The 19,192-nt window shown below is 62.9% G+C and carries 23 protein-coding genes; 10 read left to right on the top strand and 13 right to left on the bottom strand.

The annotated features are described in order from the left end of the window. Positions 1-59 precede the first annotated feature (59 nt). The 4 genes from ftsY to rpoH all read left to right on the top strand — a co-directional run bounded on the left by ftsY (position 60) and on the right by rpoH (position 4,290). The gene (gene ftsY / locus ACIPZH_RS19555) at positions 60-1,634 is read left to right on the top strand and encodes a signal recognition particle-docking protein FtsY (protein WP_400637429.1); all 1,575 of its coding nucleotides are present in this window, start codon (positions 60-62) and stop codon (positions 1,632-1,634) included. Next, entirely contained in the window at positions 1,631-2,302 is a 672-nt protein-coding gene (ftsE, locus tag ACIPZH_RS19550; protein ID WP_241805080.1) for a cell division ATP-binding protein FtsE, read from the top strand. Before ftsY ends, ftsE begins: the two co-directional genes overlap by 4 nt. Further along, positions 2,299-3,324 (top strand): permease-like cell division protein FtsX, encoded by a 1,026-nt coding sequence (gene ftsX / locus ACIPZH_RS19545; protein ID WP_241805081.1) that lies wholly within the window; start codon positions 2,299-2,301, stop codon positions 3,322-3,324. Before ftsE ends, ftsX begins: the two co-directional genes overlap by 4 nt. Before the next feature lie 111 nt (positions 3,325-3,435). Further along, complete coding sequence (gene rpoH, locus ACIPZH_RS19540) at positions 3,436-4,290, top strand: RNA polymerase sigma factor RpoH (RefSeq protein WP_012312302.1); 855 nt, start codon at positions 3,436-3,438, stop codon at positions 4,288-4,290. Between the two features lie 111 nt (positions 4,291-4,401). Here rpoH and mtgA read toward each other — a convergent pair whose 3' ends face one another. Beyond that, positions 4,402-5,112, bottom strand: coding sequence for a monofunctional biosynthetic peptidoglycan transglycosylase (gene mtgA, locus ACIPZH_RS19535; RefSeq protein ID WP_241805188.1), 711 nt, complete (start codon positions 5,110-5,112; stop codon positions 4,402-4,404). Positions 5,113-5,176: 64 nt separating this feature from the next. Here mtgA and ACIPZH_RS19530 point away from each other — a divergent pair, with 64 nt between their 5' ends. The 4 genes from ACIPZH_RS19530 (at position 5,177) to trmB (ending at position 7,433) form a co-directional block, all read left to right on the top strand. Next, positions 5,177-5,548, top strand: a complete 372-nt coding sequence (locus ACIPZH_RS19530; RefSeq protein WP_400637427.1) for a DUF423 domain-containing protein — start codon at positions 5,177-5,179, stop codon at positions 5,546-5,548. Positions 5,549-5,651: 103 nt separating this feature from the next. Continuing rightward, complete coding sequence (gene thiS / locus ACIPZH_RS19525) at positions 5,652-5,852, top strand: sulfur carrier protein ThiS (RefSeq protein ID WP_400624544.1); 201 nt, start codon at positions 5,652-5,654, stop codon at positions 5,850-5,852. A 54-nt stretch (positions 5,853-5,906) separates the two neighbouring features. Continuing rightward, the gene (locus ACIPZH_RS19520; protein ID WP_008092966.1) at positions 5,907-6,701 is read left to right on the top strand and encodes a thiazole synthase; all 795 of its coding nucleotides are present in this window, start codon (positions 5,907-5,909) and stop codon (positions 6,699-6,701) included. Positions 6,702-6,710: 9 nt separating this feature from the next. Then, positions 6,711-7,433 carry a tRNA (guanosine(46)-N7)-methyltransferase TrmB gene (gene trmB / locus ACIPZH_RS19515; protein WP_400637425.1) on the top strand — a complete coding sequence of 241 codons (723 nt, stop codon included), beginning with the start codon at positions 6,711-6,713 and terminating at the stop codon, positions 7,431-7,433. 167 nt (positions 7,434-7,600) lie between these two features. Here the strand turns inward: trmB and ACIPZH_RS19510 are convergent, their stop codons facing one another. The 9 genes from ACIPZH_RS19510 to ACIPZH_RS19470 form a co-directional block, all read right to left on the bottom strand. Beyond that, complete coding sequence (locus ACIPZH_RS19510) at positions 7,601-7,927, bottom strand: DUF3392 family protein (RefSeq protein ID WP_241805084.1); 327 nt, start codon at positions 7,925-7,927, stop codon at positions 7,601-7,603. 9 nt (positions 7,928-7,936) lie between these two features. Next, entirely contained in the window at positions 7,937-9,124 is a 1,188-nt protein-coding gene (gene hemW, locus ACIPZH_RS19505) for a radical SAM family heme chaperone HemW (RefSeq protein WP_349975941.1), read from the bottom strand. After that, complete coding sequence (gene rdgB, locus ACIPZH_RS19500; protein ID WP_046787037.1) at positions 9,121-9,717, bottom strand: RdgB/HAM1 family non-canonical purine NTP pyrophosphatase; 597 nt, start codon at positions 9,715-9,717, stop codon at positions 9,121-9,123. Before rdgB ends, hemW begins: the two co-directional genes overlap by 4 nt. Further along, positions 9,714-10,148, bottom strand: a complete 435-nt coding sequence (locus ACIPZH_RS19495) for a DUF4426 domain-containing protein (RefSeq protein ID WP_267820322.1) — start codon at positions 10,146-10,148, stop codon at positions 9,714-9,716. The genes rdgB and ACIPZH_RS19495 overlap by 4 nt, the downstream gene beginning before the upstream one ends. A gap of 22 nt (positions 10,149-10,170) precedes the next feature. After that, the gene (gene metW, locus ACIPZH_RS19490; protein WP_241805087.1) at positions 10,171-10,791 is read right to left on the bottom strand and encodes a methionine biosynthesis protein MetW; all 621 of its coding nucleotides are present in this window, start codon (positions 10,789-10,791) and stop codon (positions 10,171-10,173) included. A gap of 7 nt (positions 10,792-10,798) precedes the next feature. Continuing rightward, entirely contained in the window at positions 10,799-11,938 is a 1,140-nt protein-coding gene (locus ACIPZH_RS19485; RefSeq protein WP_267820325.1) for a homoserine O-acetyltransferase, read from the bottom strand. 88 nt (positions 11,939-12,026) lie between these two features. Then, positions 12,027-12,617 carry a YggT family protein gene (locus ACIPZH_RS19480; protein ID WP_012312312.1) on the bottom strand — a complete coding sequence of 197 codons (591 nt, stop codon included), beginning with the start codon at positions 12,615-12,617 and terminating at the stop codon, positions 12,027-12,029. 10 nt (positions 12,618-12,627) lie between these two features. Then, positions 12,628-13,446 carry a pyrroline-5-carboxylate reductase gene (proC, locus tag ACIPZH_RS19475; protein WP_400637424.1) on the bottom strand — a complete coding sequence of 273 codons (819 nt, stop codon included), beginning with the start codon at positions 13,444-13,446 and terminating at the stop codon, positions 12,628-12,630. A gap of 38 nt (positions 13,447-13,484) precedes the next feature. Beyond that, positions 13,485-14,171 carry a YggS family pyridoxal phosphate-dependent enzyme gene (locus ACIPZH_RS19470; RefSeq protein ID WP_400637423.1) on the bottom strand — a complete coding sequence of 229 codons (687 nt, stop codon included), beginning with the start codon at positions 14,169-14,171 and terminating at the stop codon, positions 13,485-13,487. A gap of 65 nt (positions 14,172-14,236) precedes the next feature. On the opposite strand from ACIPZH_RS19470, the gene ACIPZH_RS19465 reads away from it, so the two are divergent. After that, positions 14,237-15,235 carry a type IV pilus twitching motility protein PilT gene (locus ACIPZH_RS19465; RefSeq protein WP_400637421.1) on the top strand — a complete coding sequence of 333 codons (999 nt, stop codon included), beginning with the start codon at positions 14,237-14,239 and terminating at the stop codon, positions 15,233-15,235. A gap of 35 nt (positions 15,236-15,270) precedes the next feature. Here the strand turns inward: ACIPZH_RS19465 and ACIPZH_RS19460 are convergent, their stop codons facing one another. After that, positions 15,271-15,897: a C40 family peptidase gene (locus ACIPZH_RS19460; RefSeq protein WP_267820333.1), complete on the bottom strand. Its 627-nt coding sequence runs from the start codon at positions 15,895-15,897 to the stop codon at positions 15,271-15,273. Between the two features lie 176 nt (positions 15,898-16,073). On the opposite strand from ACIPZH_RS19460, the gene ACIPZH_RS19455 reads away from it, so the two are divergent. Next, on the top strand, positions 16,074-16,493 hold the full coding sequence (locus ACIPZH_RS19455) for an NINE protein (protein WP_400637419.1): 420 nt from the start codon (positions 16,074-16,076) through the stop codon (positions 16,491-16,493). Positions 16,494-16,537: 44 nt separating this feature from the next. Here the strand turns inward: ACIPZH_RS19455 and ACIPZH_RS19450 are convergent, their stop codons facing one another. Both ACIPZH_RS19450 and argS read right to left on the bottom strand, forming a co-directional pair. Further along, positions 16,538-17,236, bottom strand: a complete 699-nt coding sequence (locus ACIPZH_RS19450) for an SPOR domain-containing protein (RefSeq protein ID WP_400624561.1) — start codon at positions 17,234-17,236, stop codon at positions 16,538-16,540. Between the two features lies 1 nt (position 17,237). Further along, entirely contained in the window at positions 17,238-18,974 is a 1,737-nt protein-coding gene (argS, locus tag ACIPZH_RS19445; RefSeq protein ID WP_241805095.1) for an arginine--tRNA ligase, read from the bottom strand. Positions 18,975-19,192: the final 218 nt, after the last annotated feature.

Below are 19,192 nucleotides of genomic sequence, written 5' to 3'. Positions count from 1 at the left end.
TTAGAGAATTCCAGATGAGCCGCTGCTGGCCCATCGCTACCCTGAGATAGCCGTCTTCCATGTTTGGTTCAAACGACGACAAAAAAGCGCCGGCCGAGGCTGGCGAGAAAAAAGGCCTGTTCAGCTGGTTTCGCAAGAAGCCGCAGCAACCTGTCGCCGAACAGCCACAAGCCCCTGATGCGCAGGCAGTAGAGCCGGTATCGCCGCAGCCTGCCGCCGAGCAGCCTGAGCCGGTTGCGGCCGAGCCGGTGGCTGGCGAAGCGCCCACGCCTGCCGTTGAGCCGGTAAGGCCCGCCGAGCCGGTGCTGGCCCCGCAGCCTGCGCCTGTCATTGCCCCCGCTCCGGCCCAAGCGCTCGCGCCGGTGCCTGAGCCTGAGCCGGCCCCGGCTCCGGCTCCTGAAGTGGCCCCGCTCCCAGAGCCTGCTCCGGTCCCTGAGCCAGTGCCGGTTCCCGAGCCTGCTGCGGCCCCTGTGCGGGTGGACCTGCCGGCACGTTCCGAGCCTGCTGCCGCTCCGCTCGAAAGCCCTGCTCCAGTGGCCGCAGCCCCCGAAGCCCCGGTCAGCAACCTGGTCCTGCCGGTTGCCGAAGAGCCGGTCGCCCTGGTTCCAGACCTGGAGCCCAAGGCCCCGCCAGCGATTCCCGAGCGCCCGGCCCCCGAACAGGCCGTCGCGGCCATCACCCCAGCCGATGCCGAACCTGCCAAACCCGGCTTCTTCGCTCGCCTCAAGCAGGGCCTGTCGAAGACCAGTGCCAGCATTGGCGAAGGCATGGCCAGCCTGTTCCTGGGCAAGAAAGTCATCGATGACGACCTGTTGGACGAGATCGAAACACGCTTGCTGACCGCCGACGTCGGCGTTGAGGCGACCTCGATCATCGTTCAGAACCTGACCCAGAAGGTTGCGCGTAAACAGCTGGCCGATGCCGATGCCCTGTACAAGTCGCTGCAGGAAGAACTGGCCGCGCTGCTTCGCCCGGTCGAGCAGCCGCTGAAGATCCAGGCGCAGAACAAGCCCTATGTGATCCTTGTCGTCGGCGTCAACGGCGCTGGCAAGACCACCACGATCGGCAAGCTGGCCAAGAAGCTGCAGCTCGAGGGCAAGAAGGTCATGCTGGCGGCGGGTGACACATTCCGAGCTGCTGCAGTCGAGCAGTTGCAGGTCTGGGGCGAGCGCAACCAGATTCCGGTGATCGCTCAGCACACCGGTGCCGATTCCGCGTCGGTGATCTTCGATGCCGTGCAGGCCGCCAAGGCCCGTGGCGTCGATGTGCTGATCGCCGATACCGCCGGCCGGCTGCACACCAAAGACAACTTGATGGAAGAGCTGAAAAAGGTTCGCCGGGTCATCGGCAAGCTTGACGCCGAGGCGCCCCACGAGGTGCTGCTGGTGCTCGATGCCGGTACTGGCCAGAACGCCATCAGCCAGGCCAAGTACTTCAATCAGAGCGTCGAGCTGACCGGCCTGGCCCTGACCAAGCTGGATGGCACCGCCAAGGGCGGGGTGATCTTCGCCCTTGCCAAGCAGTTCAACATCCCGATCCGCTTCATCGGCGTGGGTGAAGGCATCGACGATCTGCGCACCTTCGAAGCCGAGCCGTTCGTCAAGGCTCTGTTTGCCGAGCGAGAGCACCCATGATCCGATTCGAACAGGTTGCCAAGCGCTACCCCAACGGCCATGTTGGCTTGCATGAGCTGAGTTTCCGGGCGCGCCGGGGCGAATTCCTGTTCGTCACCGGCCATTCCGGGGCCGGCAAGAGCACCTTGCTGCGCCTGTTGCTGGCCATGGAGCGCCCGACCAGCGGCAAGTTGATGCTGGCCGGGCAGGACCTGGGCCAGATCAGCAATGCGCAGATCCCGTTCCTGCGTCGGCAGATCGGGGTGGTGTTCCAGAATCACCAGTTGCTGTTCGACCGCACCGTTTTCAACAACATCGCCCTGCCGCTGCAGATTCTCGGCCTGTCCAAGGCAGAGATCGCCAAGCGCGTGGATTCGGCGCTGGAGCGTGTGTCGCTGGTCGACAAGGGGGAGCTGTACCCGGCCGACCTGTCCACTGGCCAGCAGCAGCGGGTCGGTATCGCCCGTGCGATCGTCCACCAGCCCGCCTTGCTGCTGGCCGACGAACCCACCGGTAACCTTGACCCGCGCCTTGCCGCAGAGATCATGGGGGTGTTCGAGGACATCAACCGCCTGGGCACCACGGTGTTGATCGCCAGCCATGACCTGGCACTGATTGCGCGCATGCGCCACCGCATGCTGACCTTGCAGCGCGGCCGTCTGATCGGCGATGGGGAGGCCGGGCAATGAGCACTACACGTACACCCAAGGTTTCCGAGCGTGTCGCGCCCAAGGCGGCCGACGCGGATACCCGGAAAAAGCGCGGCGAGCATGATGATGACGGCCCGGACTTCCGCACGCTGTTGCATGCCTGGCTGGACAGCCACCGTGCCAGCCTGGCCGACAGCCTGCGCCGCCTGGGCAAGCAGCCAATCGGCAGCTTCTTCACCTGCCTGGTGATGGCCGTGGCGCTGAGCATGCCCATGGGCTTGTCGCTGCTGTTGAAGAACGTCGAGAAGCTGGGGGGCTCCTGGCAGCGCGCCGCGCAGATTTCCCTGTACCTGAAGCTCGACGCGGGCAGCAAGGAGGGCGAGGCCCTGCGCGAAGAGATCAAAGGCATGCCTGGGGTGGCCGATGCCTTGTACATCAGCCCAGGGCAGGCGCTGGAAGAGTTCCAGCAGCAGTCGGGGCTGGGCGAAGCCTTGCGTGAATTGCCCGACAACCCGCTGCCTGGTGTCGTGGTGGTAACCCCGACCGAAGTCGATAAGCCCGCCCTGGAAGCGCTGCGTCAGCGTCTGGCCGAGCTGCCTCGGGTTGAAAACGCACAACTTGACCTGGTGTGGGTGGAGCGCCTGGCGGCGATCCTGAAACTGGGCGACCGGTTCGTCTTCGGCCTGGCGGTGATGCTGATTTCTGCCTTGCTGTTAGTAATCGGTAACACAATTCGTCTACATATCGAAAACCGCCGTACCGAGATCGAAGTCATCAAGCTGGTAGGCGGCACCGACAGCTACGTACGGCGGCCTTTCCTGTACATGGGCGCGTTGTATGGCCTGGGTGCGGGCCTGCTGGCCTGGGGTATCCTGGCCTTCGGCCTGAACTGGCTGAACGAGGCCGTGGTAGGGCTGTCCGGGCTCTACGGCAGCGACTTCTCCCTGGGCGGGGTGCCAGCATCCGATGGTCTGTCGCTCTTGATCGGAGCGGTGCTGTTGGGGTATATCGGTGCATGGATTGCGGTGGCTCGCCATTTGAACGAGCTGGCCCCGCGATAGTTTTTCTGAGCCAGCATTGACAATTTTTCATCTTTGGAACTTGCACCTTGGTTCCAGGTCTATGTTGGCAGTGCTCACAAGGCACGAGTCTGGTAAGTCGGAGGTTCTTGAATGACCACATCGTTGCAACCTGCCTATGCCCTGGTTCCCGGTGCAAACCTGGAAGCCTATGTGCACACGGTCAACAGCATCCCGCTGCTGACTGTCGAGCAGGAGCGTGATCTGGCCGAGCGTCTCTATTATGAGCAGGATCTTGAGGCCGCTCGGCAAATGGTGATGGCCCACCTGCGCTTCGTCGTACATATCGCCCGTAGCTATGCTGGCTACGGCTTGGCCCAGGCCGACCTGATTCAGGAAGGCAACGTCGGCCTGATGAAAGCGGTCAAGCGCTTCAACCCGGAAATGGGTGTGCGCCTGGTGTCGTTCGCCGTGCACTGGATCAAGGCTGAAATCCACGAATTCATCCTGCGCAACTGGCGCATCGTCAAGGTGGCTACCACCAAGGCCCAGCGCAAGCTGTTCTTCAACCTGCGCAGCCAGAAGAAACGCCTGGCCTGGTTGAACAACGATGAAGTTCACCGCGTGGCCGAAAGCCTCGGCGTCGAACCGCGTGAAGTGCGTGAGATGGAAAGCCGCCTGAGTGGCCAGGACATGGCCTTCGACCCGGCAGCAGAGGCGGATGACGACAGCGCCTTCCAGTCGCCTGCACATTACCTGGAAGACCATCGCTACGACCCGGCTGTGCAGCTCGAAGATGCTGACTGGAGCGACAACTCCACCAGCAACCTGCATGAAGCCCTGCAGGGCCTGGACGAGCGTAGCCGCGACATTCTCTACCAGCGTTGGTTGGCTGAAGAGAAAGCCACATTGCATGAGCTGGCGGACAAGTACAGCGTTTCGGCTGAGCGTATTCGCCAGTTGGAAAAGAATGCAATGAACAAGGTAAAAGCGTTGATCGCAGCCTGATTGGCGCCTGATGCCTGAAAAAGCCGCTGACCCATAGCAGGGTGAGCGGCTTTTTTGTTCGTGCAGGTTTTACCGGCTTGTGGAAGGGGCAGTTAGCGCCCGCGTCTCCATTCAGGGCTTGCGCGAAGCATCCAGTTGCATCAGGTAGCTCGGCCCACCTAGCTGGCTCATCTGCCGGCGAATCCAGCCTGCCCGGCTTGCCACGTAGGCGCTCGGCCGGCTGGCGCTCCACTTGATGGGGCTGGGCAGCACGGCAGCCAATTGAGCCGCCTGCTGGCGGCTCAGCCGACTTGCATCGACACCAAAGTGGTAGCGCGCCGCAGCTTGCGCACCGAACACCCCTTTGCCCCATTCGGCGCTGTTCAGGTAGACCTCAAGGATCCGCTCTTTCGACCAGAACAGCTCGATCAGCGCCGTGAACCAGGCTTCCAGGCCCTTGCGCAGCCAACTGCGGCCCGGCCACAGGAACAAGTTCTTGGCCACTTGCTGGGTCAATGTGCTGGCACCCCGGATGCTGCCGCCGCGCTCGTTATAGGCCAGTGCCGCCTGAATGGCAGGGATGTCGAACCCCCAGTGGTTGGCGAACTTCTGGTCCTCACCGGCGATGACCGCGACTTTGAGGTCGTCGGAAATATTCTCCCACGGCTGCCAGTCGCGCTGCAGGTCGATCGGCTCGCCACTGACCCACGACTGCACCTTGCGCTCGACCATCAATGCCGTGCCGGGAGGCGGCACCCAGCGGAACACCAGCACCAGTACGATGCTGCCGGCAGCGAACCAGAGCAGGGCGCGGGCGAGGCGGCGGAGTAGGGATGACAGCATGGCGATGGCTTGGCCGGACCGGTGGAACGGGCCATTATACAGACCCGATCCCAGGAGTCGTCCCATGCTTCGCACCTTCCTCATGCTCGCCGCCTTTTTTGGCTTTACCGGCGTCGGCCTGGGCGCATTCGCCGCCCACGGCCTGAAAAACCGTCTGAGCGCAGATTACCTGGCCATCTTCCAAACCGGGGTGACCTATCAACTGGTGCATGCCTTGGCAATCTTCGGTGTCGCGCTGCTCGCCGCGCACTTGTCGGGGCGTCTGGTTGGCTGGGCCGGTGGTCTGTTCGCCCTGGGCATCGTGCTGTTCTCCGGTAGCCTGTACCTGCTGACCCTTAGCGGGCTGGGCAAGCTTGGCATCATCACCCCTATCGGTGGCTTGTGCTTCCTGGCCGGCTGGCTCTGCCTGGGCATGGCGGCATGGCGCTTAGGCTGACCAAGCGGTCCACAATCACGACTAATGGCGTGCACTGCCCTTGGGTTAACGCGTTGATCGGCGCTAGAATGCTGGCCCCCAACGCACAATGGTGGCCGTGCGCATGCGCATTCAATTGAACGGTGAACCCTACGAATTGCCCGCTGGCGAAAGCGTCGCGGCGCTGCTGACCCGCCTGGACCTTACCGGGCGCCGGGTGGCAGTGGAATTGAACCTGGATATCGTGCCGCGCAGTCAGCACGACAGCACGCAGCTCAACGACGGCGACCAGGTCGAAGTGGTGCACGCCATTGGTGGCGGCTGATTCCGGCCTGGTGATTCACCTGCAAGCCCAGCAATCTATTCCAGAGGATCTCTGATGAGCAACGTTCGTAGCGACAAGCCCTTTACCCTGGCCGGGCGCACTTTCCAGTCGCGCCTGCTGGTTGGCACCGGCAAGTACCGTGACATGGAAGAAACCCGCCTGGCCATCGAGGCCTCGGGCGCTGAAATCGTCACTGTCGCCGTGCGCCGCACCAACCTCGGCCAGAACCCGGGCGAGCCGAACCTGCTCGACGTGTTGCCGCCGGACCGTTACACCATTTTGCCGAACACCGCCGGCTGCTATGACGCCGTCGAAGCGGTGCGCACCTGCCGTCTGGCCCGTGAATTGCTCGATGGCCATAACCTGGTCAAGCTGGAAGTCCTGGCAGACCAGAAGACCTTGTTCCCCAACGTGATCGAAACCCTCAAGGCCGCCGAAGTGCTGGTCAAGGACGGCTTCGACGTGATGGTCTACACCAGCGATGACCCGATCATCGCTCGTCAACTGGCCGAAGCAGGCTGCATCGCGGTCATGCCGCTGGCCGGCCTTATCGGCACTGGCCTGGGCATCTGCAACCCGTACAACCTGCAGATCATCCTGGAAGAATCCAAGGTGCCGGTGCTGGTCGATGCAGGCGTGGGTACTGCCTCCGATGCCACCATCGCCATGGAAATGGGCTGTGAAGCGGTGCTGATGAACTCGGCCATCGCCCACGCCCAGCAGCCGGTGCTGATGGCCGAGGCCATGAAACACGCAATCGTCGCCGGGCGCATGGCCTACCTGGCCGGGCGCATGCCGAAGAAACTCTATGCCAGCGCGTCTTCGCCGCTGGATGGTCTGATCAAGTAAGAGCTACTGATGACTGAATCGCAAGATACGCCGATCACCACCGACGGCGAAACGCGCCCGCACCGCCGCATCAAGAGTTTCGTGATGCGCGCCGGGCGCATGACCGAAGGCCAGCAACGTGGCCTGGACCAGGGCGGCCCGCTTTATATCCTGCCGCTGGCCGACAGCCCGGTGGACTATGACCAGGTGTTTGGCCGCTCGGCGCCGCGCACCCTGGAAATCGGCTTCGGCATGGGCCATTCCCTGTTGGAAATGGCCGCCGCCGCACCTGAACAAGACTTCATCGGTGTTGAAGTGCACCGCCCAGGTGTGGGTGCACTGCTCAACGGCGTGCTGACCGAAGGCCTGAAGAACCTGCGGGTCTACGATTGCGACGCCATCGAAGTGCTCAACCGCTGTGTGGCCGATAACAGCCTCGACCGCTTGATGCTGTTCTTCCCCGACCCATGGCACAAGGCGCGCCACCACAAGCGCCGTATCGTGCAGCTGGAGTTCGCCGAGCTGGTGCGTCGCAAGCTCAAGCCGGGTGGCGTATTCCATATGGCCACCGACTGGGAACCGTATGCCGAATACATGCTGGAAGTGATGAGCGCGGCTCCGGGGTACCGCAACCTGGCAGCGGACGGGGCTTATGTACCGCGTCCCGAAGAACGTCCCATCACCAAGTTCGAGCGCCGTGGTGAGCGCTTGGGCCATGGGGTTTGGGATTTGAAGTTCGAGAAGGTGGATTGATTGGCCGTTTGAGCCTTTCGATTGTGCGCTGATCTGCCTGAGCAAGCCCTTCGGGGCTTGTTTGCATTCAAGGCCCGGGGTGATTTCATGCGGATCAGTTCGGCGCACCCTGTATGGGCAGCCCAGTGGTAGGGCTACCCTGATGCTGGAGCAGCGTCCAGTGAGCGTTATCCCCGCCGATCAGCGACCACGCCAATCAACACCAGCACCACCAACAGCACCGGCGCCAACGCGTAGTTGTTGAACTGGCTCAGGCCCCTCACCACCCACGGCGTGGCATAGATCAACGCCGCGCCGCTGCCGATCATCACCAGCAGCGCCATGAACGGCACCCGCAGGGCTCCTGCCAGGCCGCCCAGCCGTTGTTCCACCCAGCCCTTGATGTCGGTACCAAACAGCACCAGCAGGCAGCCTACCAAGGCCAGCGAAATCTCAGACAGGTTGCTACGGCTCCAGCGGGAAACCGTTGCCAGCAGGTCAAGTACCAGATCCATGGGTCATCCTTAGGTCAAGAAATACTGCAGCAGGTCATTGAGGAACAGCTGGCCGCGTGGCGTGGCCACCAACCGATCCGGTTCGACCTGCAAAAGGCCTTTTTGTTCGGCGGCGCGGCGGGCCTCAGCCAGCTGTGCCAGTGGCAGGCCGGTACGCTGGCTGAACAGCTCGGCTTCCACGCCATCGGTCAGGCGCAGGGCGTTCATCAGGAACTCGAACGGCAGTTCGTCCACCGGCAGCAGCTTCTCGCCAGCCTTGAACGGCTTGGCCAGGTTCAGGTAGTCCTTGGGCAGGCGGGTCTTCCAGGTGCGCAGGATGCGCCCATCGGCAAAGGTCAGCTTGCCGTGGGCGCCGGCGCCGATGCCGATGAAATCGCCAAAGCGCCAGTAATTGAGGTTGTGCTTGGCGGCACGCCCAGCCTGGGCATAGGCCGAAACCTCGTACTGCTTGTAGCCGTGGGCCGCCATCAGGGCCTGGCCAGCCTCCTGGATGTCCCAAAGGATGTCGTCCTCGGGCAGTTCCGGTGGCTGGTTCCAGAACACCGTGTTTGGCTCCACGGTCAGTTGGTACCAGGACAGGTGCGTCGGCCCCAGGTCGATGGCCTGGCGCAGGTCGCCCAGCGCATCGTCCAGCGACTGATCGGGCAGGCCGTGCATCAGGTCCATGTTGAAGTTGTCGAAGCCGGCTGCCCGGGCCATGCCCGCTGCGCGGATCGCTTCGTCGCCATTGTGGATGCGCCCGAGCGCTTGCAGTTTGGCCGGCTGGAAGCTTTGCACGCCAATCGACAGGCGATTGATGCCCGTTTGCCGGTACGCCTTGAACTTCTCCTGCTCGAACGTCCCTGGGTTGGCTTCCAGCGTGATTTCAATGTCCGGGGCGAAGGGGATGCGTTGCTCCACGCCGCGCAGCAGCCTGCCGAGGGCATGGGCGCTGAACAGGCTCGGAGTACCGCCGCCGAAGAAGATCGACGAAATCGGCCTCCCCTGAACCGCTGGCAGCTCTTGGTCGAGGTCGGTCAGCAGGGCATCGACATAGGCCTCTTCCGGAAGGTCAGGCCCGGCCGCGTGGGAGTTGAAGTCGCAATAAGGGCATTTGCGTACGCACCACGGAATGTGGATGTACAGCGCCAAAGGCGGCAGCGTGGCGAAACCCGCCACGCCAGGCTGGCGCGGCTGGGTGGGCAGCACTTCGATCATGCCAGGCCCAGACGTTGGCGCAGCAGGACCATGGCCCGCGCGCGGTGGCTGAGCTGGTTCTTGTCGGCAGGCGCGAGATCGGCGCTCGAGCAGTTGCGCTCAGGCACCCAGAACAGCGGGTCATAGCCAAACCCTTGATCGCCGCTGGCTTCGAACATGATGCGCCCATGCCACAGGCCTTCGCAGAGAATGGGCAGTGGGTCGTCGGCATGGCGTACCAGTGCCAGCACACAGACGAACTGGGCGCCGCGCTGATCTTGCGGGACATCCTTGAGTGCTTCGAGCAGTTTGGCGTTGTTTGCTGCATCGCCCTTACCGTCGGCATACCGCGCCGAGTAGATGCCTGGCGCGCCGCCGAGAAAGTCGACCGCCAGCCCGGAGTCGTCGGCCAGCGCCGGCAACCCGGAAATGCGTGCGGCATTACGCGCCTTGAGGATGGCGTTTTCGACGAACGACAGGCCGGTTTCTTCGGGCTCTACCTGGCTGAACTCACCGATCGAGCGCAGTTGTACGGTCTGGCCGAGCATGGCCTGAAGTTCCTTGAGTTTGCCGGCATTGTGGCTGGCCAATACGAGTTGCTGGAGATTCATCATTCGCCTGGGAACACTTCCTGGTTGAAGCTGAGTTTATGACTGATCCCGCCGGTTTCGACATTCAGGTCGAAGGTCAGCGTCTCGGCCTGGTCGATCTTGAACTGGGCGATATAGTAGATCGCGCCGCGATCGGTGATTTGCTTGAACGATAACGGGTTGCTGCGCCCGGTGAGGTCTTTCACCGTGCCGCTGACCACCGCCATGGCGGGTTTGCTGGCCTTGAGCACGGCAATGTTGAGCACCCCCTGATTCTTGCTGCGTACAAGCCCAGTGGCGGCGGCAATGTCCGGCTGCAGCATGCTGGAGGTGAAGGCGCTGTAGTGCACCGTCACGTCGCCGAACACCTCCTTGCGCTCGGCTTTGGCGGCATCGGCCGCCAGTGCTGGCAGCGCCAGGCACAGGCTGATCAGGAACAGGGCTAGGCGACGCATGGGGCGATTCCTCTGCTGGGCGTCAGACCGCGAGCGGGTGCTCCTGCAGGCCTGGGCTACTGACGCGGTAGATGCCGATTTCCCCTAACAGATTAGGCCAAAGCCGGCCGCCCCACCCGTTGCGGTGCAAGTGGTCGACGGCCAGGCGGTCCAGGACCTTGGCACGGCGCTCATGGCACAGCTGTTCGAAGTCGGCGAAGGTGCAGAAGTGGATGTTCGGCGTGTTGTACCAGGTGTACGGCATGAAGTCCGAAACCGGCATGCGGCCTTTGGTTGCCAAGTACCAGCGGCAACGCCAGTGGCCGAAGTTGGGGAAGGTGATGATGCACTGGCGGCCCACCCGAAGCATCTCGTCGAGAATGCGGTCGGGGTACTCCACGGCCTGCAGGGCCTGGGTCATGATCACAACGTCGAAGCTGTTGCTGGCGAAGTTGCCCAGGCCTTTGTCCAAGTCCTGTTCAATGACGTTGACGCCTTTGGCCACGCACGCGGCGATGTTGTCGGGGTCGATTTCCAGCCCATAGCCTGTAACCTGCTTGCGGTCACGCAGCGAAGCCAGCAGCTCGCCACTGCCGCAGCCCAGGTCGAGTACCCGGCTGCCGGCGGGAATCCAGTCGTGGATGATTTCCAGATCGGCTCTCATGCTGTCCTCAGATGGCGATGCGGTTCATGTAGTTCGCGAAACCCTGCATGTAGCGAGGCGTGGGGATCAGGAAGGCATCGTGCCCGTAAGGGGAATCGATCTCCAGGTAACAGACGTTCTTGCGTGCCGCCATCAGGGCATTGACGATCTCGCGCGAGCGAGCCGGCGAGAACCGCCAGTCGGTGGTGAACGACATGATGCAGTAGTCGGCTGTGACGTGGGCCAGGGTCGCGGCCAGGTCGCCGCCATTGGCCGCCGCCGGGTCGAAGTAGTCCAGCGCCTTGGTCATCAGCAGGTAGGTGTTGGCGTCGAAGCGCCCGGAGAACTCTTCGCCCTGATAGCGCAGGTAGCTCTCTACCTGGAATTCCACGCTGTGGAAGTCGTAATTGAGCTTGTCGCTCTTGAGCTCCCGGCCAAACTTTTCACCCATCGAGTCGTCGGACAGGTAGGTGATATGCCCGACCATGCGCGCCAGCATCAGACCACGCTTGGGGATCACGCCCTGGTCCTGGAACGAGCCGCCGTGGAATTCAGGGTCGGTGAGGATGGCCTGGCGCGCCACTTCGTTGAAGGCAATGTTCTGCGCCGACAACTTAGGTGCCGAGGCAATGTCGACGCAATGGCGCACGCGGTCGGGGTAGGTCATGGTCCACTGCAAAGCCTGCATGCCGCCGAGGCTTCCGCCGACGATGGCCGCCCACTGCTGGATGCCCAGGCGATCGGCCAGGCGTGCCTGGCTGTGTACCCAGTCTTCTACGGTCAATACCGGGAAATCGGCGCCATACGGCTTGCCGGTGGCGGGGTTGACGCTGCTGGGGCCAGTGCTGCCGTTGCAGCCACCGAGGTTGTTCAGGCTGACCACGAAGAAACGGTTGGTGTCGATCGGCTTGCCGGGGCCGATGCAGCTGTCCCACCAGCCGGGCTTGCGGTCGGTGGCAGCGTGGTAGCCGGCCGCATGATGGTGGCCAGACAGCGCATGGCAGATCAGCACAGCATTGCTGGCGTTGGTATTGAGGGTGCCATAGGTCTCGTAGACCAGCTCGTAGCTGGCCAGAGAGCGGCCACAGGCCAGGGCCAGCGGTTCATCGAACCGGGCTATTTGCGGTGTAACCAGACCGACGGAATCTTCGGGAAGGACAGTGGACATCGACCCTGCTCACGCTTGACGGAGGCGTAAGTCTAAAGAGCGCTACCCCCAGCGGCAAGCAAAGGCTTGCCGCTGAGAACAACAGGGGTCAGATCATCCGCCACAGTTCCTGTGGCATGCCGGCATAGGCTGCCAGCGGGGGCATGACGAACGATTGCAGCACCTGGATGGCGATGAAGGCGAAGATCGGCGAAATGTCCATGCCGCCCAGGTTGGGTACGATGCGGCGGAACGGCGCCAGCACGGGTTCGCTGATCTGGTAGGCCAGCTCGGCCGCTGGGTTGTGGCTGTTCGGCGCGACCCAGGACACGATCACCATGACGATCATCGCGACCCAGAAAATCTTCAGGAACAGCGAGGTGATGCCGATGATCGCCCACATCAGCAGGTGCAGCACATCACCGAAGGTGCCGTAGGTCACCATCAGCACGAAGCCCATCAGCAGAGCCTGGATCACCACTGCCAGCAGCAGCGACGAGGTATCCAGGCCGCCGACGCTCGGGATGATGCGACGGATCGGCTTGAGCAGCGGTTGCGTGGCACGCACCGCGAATTGGCACAGCGGGTTGTAGAAGTTGGCCTTCACCAGCTGCAGCACGAAACGCAGCAGGACGATCACCAGGTACAGGCTGACCAGGGTTTGCACCACGAAGATCGCGGCGCCGGACAATGCATTCATCTAAGACTCCTTATTTGCCCAATTGCTCGGCCAGCTCGGCAGAACGCTTCGCCGCGGCGGCCAGTGCCTGCTCGACGATGGCTTCTAAACCGTTGCTCTGGAACGACTTGATCGCGGCTTCTGTGGTGCCGGCTGGCGAAGTGACCCGGCGGCGCAGCTCGGCGGCGTCAACGTCGCTGGCCACCGCCATGTGCGCGGCACCCAGTGCGGTCTGCAGGGTCAGCTGGGTAGCGGTTTCGCGTGGCAGACCAAGCTTCTCGCCGGCGGCAGTCATGGCTTCGATCAGCAGGAAGAAATAGGCCGGACCGCTGCCCGAAACCGCCGTCACGGCATCGAGCTGGTGTTCGTGCTCAAGCCACAAGGCGGTGCCCACGGCCGATAGCAGCTGCTCGGCCTGCTGGTGCTGTGTGCTGGTGACTTCGGCGGTGGCATACAGCCCGCTGACGCCTTGGCGCAGCAGGGCCGGCGTGTTGGGCATGCAACGTACCACCGGGCGGGCGCCTAGCCAGGCCTGAAGGCTGGCGCAGGTGATGCCGGCGGCAATCGAAACGATCAGCTGGCCATCCTGCAGGTTCGGCTGCAGGGCCTCGCAGACGGTTCTCATCACCTGCGGTTTGACTGCCAGGACGATCACGTCGGCCCCGGCGATGGCTTGTGCGTTGTCTTCGAATACCTCGATACCGTGCTCGGCCTGGACCCGGGTGCGGGTTTCGGCGCCTGGATCGCTGGCGCGGATCTGCGTGGCGTCCAGGCCTTGGGCGCGCAGGCCGCCGATCAGGCTGGCAGCCATGTTGCCGGCGCCGATGAAAGCAATACGTGTCTTGCTCATGTCAGGTCCTTGAGGGAAAGAGTGAGTAAAGCATGGAATCAGACGGGGCCGTAGCTGCGGGCCCCGAACAGGGCGGTGCCGATACGCACCCAGGTCGCACCCTGCGCGATGGCGGCTTCCAAGTCATGGCTCATGCCCATGGACAGGGTATCAAGGCCAAGATTCAGGCCCTCCTGCAGCTGGCGCAGGCTGGCAAAGGCGGCTTCTTGCTCGGCGCGGTCTTCGCTGGGTTCGGGGATGGCCATCAGCCCGCGCAGGCGCAGGTTGGGCAGTGTGGCCACGGCATTGGCCAGGCCCGGCAAGTCCTCGGGCGCACAGCCCGATTTGCTGGCCTCGCCGCTGACATTCACCTGCAGGCAGATGTTCAGTGGCGGCAGGCTGGGTGGGCGCTGTTCAGACAGGCGTTGGGCGATCTTCAGGCGGTCCACGGAGTGTACCCAGTCGAAATGCTCGGCAATGGCTTTGGTCTTGTTCGACTGAATGGGGCCGATGAAGTGCCAGATCAAGGGCAAGTCCTGCAGGTCCTGCTGCTTGGCCAGGGCTTCCTGCAGGTAATTCTCACCGAAATCGCATACCCCTGCGGCATGCAGCTCGCGGATGGCACTGGCCGGTTTGGTCTTGCTGACTGCCAGCAACGTGAGGCTGGCCGGGTCGCGCCCAGCCGCCTGGGCTGCGCTATCGATACGGGCGGCAAGGGCGCGAAGGTTGTCTGCTATGGTGGACATGGATCGATGCCGTTGGCTCAGGAGTCAGCGGCATTCTACCTGCTTGATGGCCGTTGGGGAGTCTCATGGACGTGACTGACCTGTTGGCTCGGGCTGGCGATGCAGGGGCGAGCGACCTGCACCTGGCCGCGGGCGAGATACCGATGCTGCGCGTGGAGGGTGAACTGCGGCGCATGGCGCTACCGAGCATGACGCCTTTGGCGTTGACCGATGCCCTGGCGCCGCTGCTCGATGAGCGCCGGCGCCAGCAGTGGGCGCAAGGTGACGAGCAGGACCTGGCACTGGAACTGCCCCCGCTTGGGCGCTTTCGCCTGAACCTGTTTCGCCAGTTGAATGGCCCGGCGGCCACCTTTCGCTTGATCCCGAAGCGGATCGCGACACTCGACGAGCTCGACCTTGAAGATGTGTTTCGTTCTGTTGCGCAGTGGACTGACGGCCTGATTCTGCTCGGCGGGCCTACCGGCAGTGGTAAGTCCAGCACGTTGGCGGCGCTGGTCGATCAGCTGAACCGGCAGCGGCCCTTGCACATCATCACCCTCGAAGACCCTGTCGAAGTTATCCACAGCAGCCAGCGAAGCCTGGTCAATCAGCGTGAGATCGGTCGACACTGCCGCGATTTTTCCCAAGGGTTGCGCAGCGCCTTGCGTCAGGACCCGGACGTGATCGTGATAGGCGAATTGCGCGACCTGGAGACGATTCGCCTGGCGTTGCGGGCTGCGGAGACCGGCCACCTGGTGTTGGCAACCGTACATACGCGCTCGGCTGCCGGTAGTGTCGACCGGCTGGTGGAAGTGTTTGCCGCCGAGGAGAAACCGCTGGTGCGGGCGATGTTGGCGGAGTCATTGCGCATGGTCGTTGCGCAGGTGCTGGTCAAGCGTGCCGGGGGCGGGCGGGTGGCAGCCCGGGAGGTGCTGGTGGGTACGCCCGCGGTGCGCAACCTCATCCGCGAGGGGCGCATGGCGCAATTGAATTCGGTGATGCAGGCGGGTGCTGCGCAGGGTATGCGCACGATGGAGGGGGCATTGCAGCGATTGAAGGCGCAGGGATTGATCGGGGCCGTGTAGCGGTGGCCCCAGCAATCGATGGGTCGCCTGGCAGGTCAGCGCTTGGCCAGAGCCAACTGCTGCGGCTGCTTCGGCAACACCCGCTTGGCCACGACGTAATGCTTCTGCCAGTAAGGCTTGCTCAGGTTGTCGATGCTCACCCGCTTGCCGCGGCGCGGTGCGTGGATGAAGCGATCGTTGCCCAGGTAGATGGCGACGTGGTTGACGCGGCGGCTCTTGATGTTGAAAAAGATCAGGTCGCCAGGCTTCAGGTCGCTTTTGGCCACCTTCACGCCGTGGCCCTTGGCCATGGCATTGGAGGTGCGCGGCAGGTCGACGTCAGCCACCTCGTTGAAGGCATACTTGACCAGCCCGCTGCAATCGAACCCTTTTTTAGGGCTGCTGCCGCCCCAAACATAAGGTGTGCCGAGCACATTCACGGCGCGGCTAAGCACGTCGCTGCTCTGTTTCGGCGACATGGCGGCGACCGGCAGGTTGTGCACCTGGCCAGCGTTAGTGGCGCGTGCACGCATCGCGATGTGCTTGCTCGGTGCGCGTTTCACCGTGGCATTGGTGGTATAGCCGGTGAAACCATTTGGAAGACGTTGCTCACGGTTGGTGGCGTGGGCGGCCAGGGGCAATAATAGGCAGAGGGTCAGCCATGTCTTTAACAAAGGCGGCATAGATGAAGCTCTTGTGAAGTTTTAATAGTGGTTTTGGTGTTGGCGCGCAACTTTATAACAGCTTTTCGATCAATTTTTGATCCGTTGGTCGATTGTCATGTTGCCGTACGTCGGCCTGCCGCGAAAAAGTCACATTTTTTTTTAGAAAATTTTCGGCTAAGCCATGGGGGCTATGAATGAACAGTTATGAACACGGGGCGCCGTTTCACGACACCCACAGCAAGGTCATTGGCTACCTGTTGTGGATTTTCGGCTTCACCGGCTCGCACCGCTTCTACTACGGCAAGCCGATCACCGGCACCATCTGGTTCTTCACGCTGGGCTTGCTGGGCATAGGCTGGCTGATCGACCTGTTCCTGATCCCGTCGATGGACCGGGAGGCCGACTTACGCTTCCAGTCTGGGCGCATCGACTACAACATTGCCTGGGTACTGCTGACCTTCCTCGGCATTTTTGGCGCACATCGCCTGTACCAGGGCAAGTGGATCACCGCGATCATCTACTTCTTTACCGGCGGCCTGTTCCTGGTGGGTGTGCTGTATGACTTCTGGACGCTGAACGGCCAGATTTCCCAGGCCAACGCCGAGCGCCGTTGAGCACAAAAAAGGCCTTGTCACGCTGAGCGACAAGGCCTTTTTCGTTACTGGCGGGTCTGCCGCTGCTGCAGTAGCAGGTTGCTGAACCCTGCGCCGGCCAGTTGCTTCTGCGCACCGGTCAACTGCTCGCGGTTGCTGTAGGGGCCGACCAGCACGCGGTACCAGGTTTCATCCTTGACCGTGCCTGATTCCACCTTCACCGTCTGGCCCAGCAGGATGATCTGCGCCCGCACCTTGTCGGCGTCAGCCTGCTTGCGGAACGAGCCCGCCTGAAGGAAGTACTGCGTGGTGGCTGCAGGTTTGATCACTGGTGGCGCCGGCGGTGGCGTCTGGCCCAGCAGTGCGGCCTGGGCGCGTGCAGTGTCGATTTTCGCCGCTTCGGCAGGTGTGACCGGGGTCACCGGCTGGGCTGGGACAGGCGGCGTCTTCTCAGGCACGGCTTCTGGCGGCACGATCACTTCCGACTCGGGCAGCAGGGTGTAGAAGTCATACTTGGGCTTTACCGGCTGCTGCGTCGTGGCCGTCGCGGTTTTGCCCGCCTCGGCCACTTTCGCCGGCTTCTGCTGCTCGGGCTTGGCGCGCTTGATGTCGCCGCCCCCAGGCTCGAGCTTCATCAGGAAGACGATGAAGGCGCCGACCGTCAGGCCGACTGCCAGCCATATCCAGCCGGGAATCGGCTGTTTGGCCGGTGCCTGGGTGCGGCTTGCGCCGCGCTTGGGAGCTGGTTTTTTCTTGGCAGCCAACTTACATGCGCTCCAGGGTTTCCAGGCCGAGCAGCTCCAGACCTTGCTTCAGGGTGCGCCCCGTCAGGGCCGCCAGGCGCAGACGGCTCTGCTGTTGCTCGGGGGTTTCGGCGGCGAGGATCGGGCAATTCTCGTAGAAGCTGGAGAACAGGCCGGCCAGGTCGTACAGGTAGGTGCACAACACGTGCGGGGTGCCTTTTTCGGCAACGTTGTTGAGGACTTCACCGAACTGCGCCAGGCGTGCAGCCAGGTCCTGCTCGTGGGCAGCCTGCAGCACGATGTGCCCATCCACCTCGTCAAAGCCCTTGCCCAGCTTGCGGAACACGCCGGCCACGCGGGTGTAGGCGTACAGCAGGTAAGGCGCGGTATTGCCTTCGAAGTTGAGCATCAGCTCGAAGTTGAAGCTGTAGTCGCTGGTACGGTGCTTCGACAGGTCTGCGTATTTCACCGCGCCGATACCGACCACTTCACCGATGCGGCGCAGTTCGTCCTCGGCCAGGCTCGGGTTTTTCTCCTTGACCAGGGCGTAGGCACGGTCCTTGGCCTCGGTGAGCAGGTCGATCAGCTTCACGGTGCCGCCATCGCGGGTCTTGAATGGGCGGCCATCGGCGCCGTTCATGGTGCCGAAGCCCATGTGTTCCATCTGCATCGGGTGGCCGACGAAACCAGCGCGGCGCGCCACTTCGAACACCTGGTTGAAATGCAGGGCCTGGCGTTGGTCGACGAAGTACAGCGCGCGGTCGGCCTTGAGCACATTGCTGCGATAGCGCACGGCTGCCAGGTCGGTGGTGGCGTACAGGTAGCCGCCGTCGGCCTTCTGGACGATCACGGGCAAGGGCTCGCCTTCGCTGTTCTTGAACTCTTCGAGGAACACGCACTGGGCGCCTTGGTCCTCGACCAGCAGGCCTTTGGCCTTGAGGTCGGCCACCACGTTGGCGAGGTCGGCGTTGTAGGCGCTTTCGCCCATCACGTCGGCCATGGTCAGTTTGACGTTGAGCAGCTCGTAGGTTTTCTGGCAGTGCGACAGTGAAATGTCCTTGAAGCGCGTCCACAGCGCCATGCACTCGGGGTCGCCGGCCTGCAGCTTGACCACCAGGCCTCGGGCGCGAGTGGCGAATTCTTCGGACTCGTCGAAGCGCTTCTTGGCAGCGCGGTAGAAGTTTTCCAGATCAGACAGCTCGTCGCTGGTGATCGGGTTTTCTTCCAGATAGGCCAGCAGCATGCCGAACTGAGTACCCCAGTCGCCCACGTGGTTCTGGCGGATGACCTCATCACCCAGGAACTCCAGGACGCGGGCGACGCTGTCACCGATGATGGTCGAGCGCAGGTGGCCGACGTGCATCTCCTTGGCCAGGTTCGGCGCCGATAGGTCGATCACGACCTTCTGTGCAGGGCCAGCCTTGCGCGCACCCAGGTGTGCATCGGCCAGGGCGGCATCCAGGCGGTTGGCCAGGGCGTCGGTGTTCTGGAAGAAGTTGAGGAAACCTGGGCCGGCGATCTCGACCTTGCTGATGTCGGTGCTGGCCGGCAGGGCTGCAATCAGCTTTTCGGCCAGGTCGCGTGGTTTCATGCCGGCCGGCTTGGCCAGCATCATCGCGATGTTGCTGGCGAAGTCGCCGTGGGTCTTGTCCCGGGCGTTTTCCACCTGGATCGCCGGCGACAGCCCTTCAGGCAGCACACCGTCGGTGACGAGTTGGGTGAGGGCTTGCTGGATCAGCTGGCGAATGGTGTCTTTCATTGGGATCTCTTTTCGACCGCTAGCGCGGAGGAGCGCCTGGGTGCGCAGGTGGAAAAACTGGGCATTATCCGTTGCTGGGCTCGGGTTGCCAAGCTTCTAGCTTCAAGCCGCAAGCCTGAAGCTGCAAGCCTCAAGCTGCAAGCTGCAAGCTGCAAGCCTCAAGCTGCAAGCTGCAAGAAAAAGCGCGATCGCCACCGGCCTGCTCTTGCTTGCCGCTT

Origin of the sequence: Pseudomonas sp. NPDC089758, from assembly GCF_044748705.1 — a bacterium.
GTDB classification, from domain to species: domain Bacteria; phylum Pseudomonadota; class Gammaproteobacteria; order Pseudomonadales; family Pseudomonadaceae; genus Aquipseudomonas; species Aquipseudomonas putida_X.
This window is presented reverse-complemented; position numbering and strand designations above follow the sequence as displayed.

Bases quoted from the DNA above. Each gene is read 5' to 3' on its own strand.
- rpoH (WP_012312302.1), top strand. From the start codon at position 3,436: ATGACCACATCGTTGCAACCTGCCTATGCCCTGGTTCCCGGTGCAAAC.
- metW (WP_241805087.1), bottom strand. From the start codon at position 10,791: ATGAGAGCCGATCTGGAAATCATCCACGACTGGATTCCCGCCGGCAGC.
- ftsX (WP_241805081.1), top strand. From the start codon at position 2,299: ATGAGCACTACACGTACACCCAAGGTTTCCGAGCGTGTCGCGCCCAAG.
- ACIPZH_RS19465 (WP_400637421.1), top strand. From the start codon at position 14,237: ATGGACGTGACTGACCTGTTGGCTCGGGCTGGCGATGCAGGGGCGAGC.
- ACIPZH_RS19455 (WP_400637419.1), top strand. From the start codon at position 16,074: ATGAACAGTTATGAACACGGGGCGCCGTTTCACGACACCCACAGCAAG.
- proC (WP_400637424.1), bottom strand. From the start codon at position 13,446: ATGAGCAAGACACGTATTGCTTTCATCGGCGCCGGCAACATGGCTGCC.
- ACIPZH_RS19510 (WP_241805084.1), bottom strand. From the start codon at position 7,927: ATGGATCTGGTACTTGACCTGCTGGCAACGGTTTCCCGCTGGAGCCGT.
- ACIPZH_RS19530 (WP_400637427.1), top strand. From the start codon at position 5,177: ATGCTTCGCACCTTCCTCATGCTCGCCGCCTTTTTTGGCTTTACCGGC.
- hemW (WP_349975941.1), bottom strand. From the start codon at position 9,124: ATGATCGAAGTGCTGCCCACCCAGCCGCGCCAGCCTGGCGTGGCGGGT.
- trmB (WP_400637425.1), top strand. From the start codon at position 6,711: ATGACTGAATCGCAAGATACGCCGATCACCACCGACGGCGAAACGCGC.
- ACIPZH_RS19520 (WP_008092966.1), top strand. From the start codon at position 5,907: ATGAGCAACGTTCGTAGCGACAAGCCCTTTACCCTGGCCGGGCGCACT.
- ACIPZH_RS19480 (WP_012312312.1), bottom strand. From the start codon at position 12,617: ATGAATGCATTGTCCGGCGCCGCGATCTTCGTGGTGCAAACCCTGGTC.
- ACIPZH_RS19495 (WP_267820322.1), bottom strand. From the start codon at position 10,148: ATGCGTCGCCTAGCCCTGTTCCTGATCAGCCTGTGCCTGGCGCTGCCA.
- mtgA (WP_241805188.1), bottom strand. From the start codon at position 5,112: ATGCTGTCATCCCTACTCCGCCGCCTCGCCCGCGCCCTGCTCTGGTTC.
- ftsE (WP_241805080.1), top strand. From the start codon at position 1,631: ATGATCCGATTCGAACAGGTTGCCAAGCGCTACCCCAACGGCCATGTT.
- rdgB (WP_046787037.1), bottom strand. From the start codon at position 9,717: ATGATGAATCTCCAGCAACTCGTATTGGCCAGCCACAATGCCGGCAAA.
- ACIPZH_RS19485 (WP_267820325.1), bottom strand. From the start codon at position 11,938: ATGTCCACTGTCCTTCCCGAAGATTCCGTCGGTCTGGTTACACCGCAA.
- ACIPZH_RS19470 (WP_400637423.1), bottom strand. From the start codon at position 14,171: ATGTCCACCATAGCAGACAACCTTCGCGCCCTTGCCGCCCGTATCGAT.
- argS (WP_241805095.1), bottom strand. From the start codon at position 18,974: ATGAAAGACACCATTCGCCAGCTGATCCAGCAAGCCCTCACCCAACTC.
- ftsY (WP_400637429.1), top strand. From the start codon at position 60: ATGTTTGGTTCAAACGACGACAAAAAAGCGCCGGCCGAGGCTGGCGAG.
- ACIPZH_RS19460 (WP_267820333.1), bottom strand. From the start codon at position 15,897: ATGCCGCCTTTGTTAAAGACATGGCTGACCCTCTGCCTATTATTGCCC.
- thiS (WP_400624544.1), top strand. From the start codon at position 5,652: ATGCGCATTCAATTGAACGGTGAACCCTACGAATTGCCCGCTGGCGAA.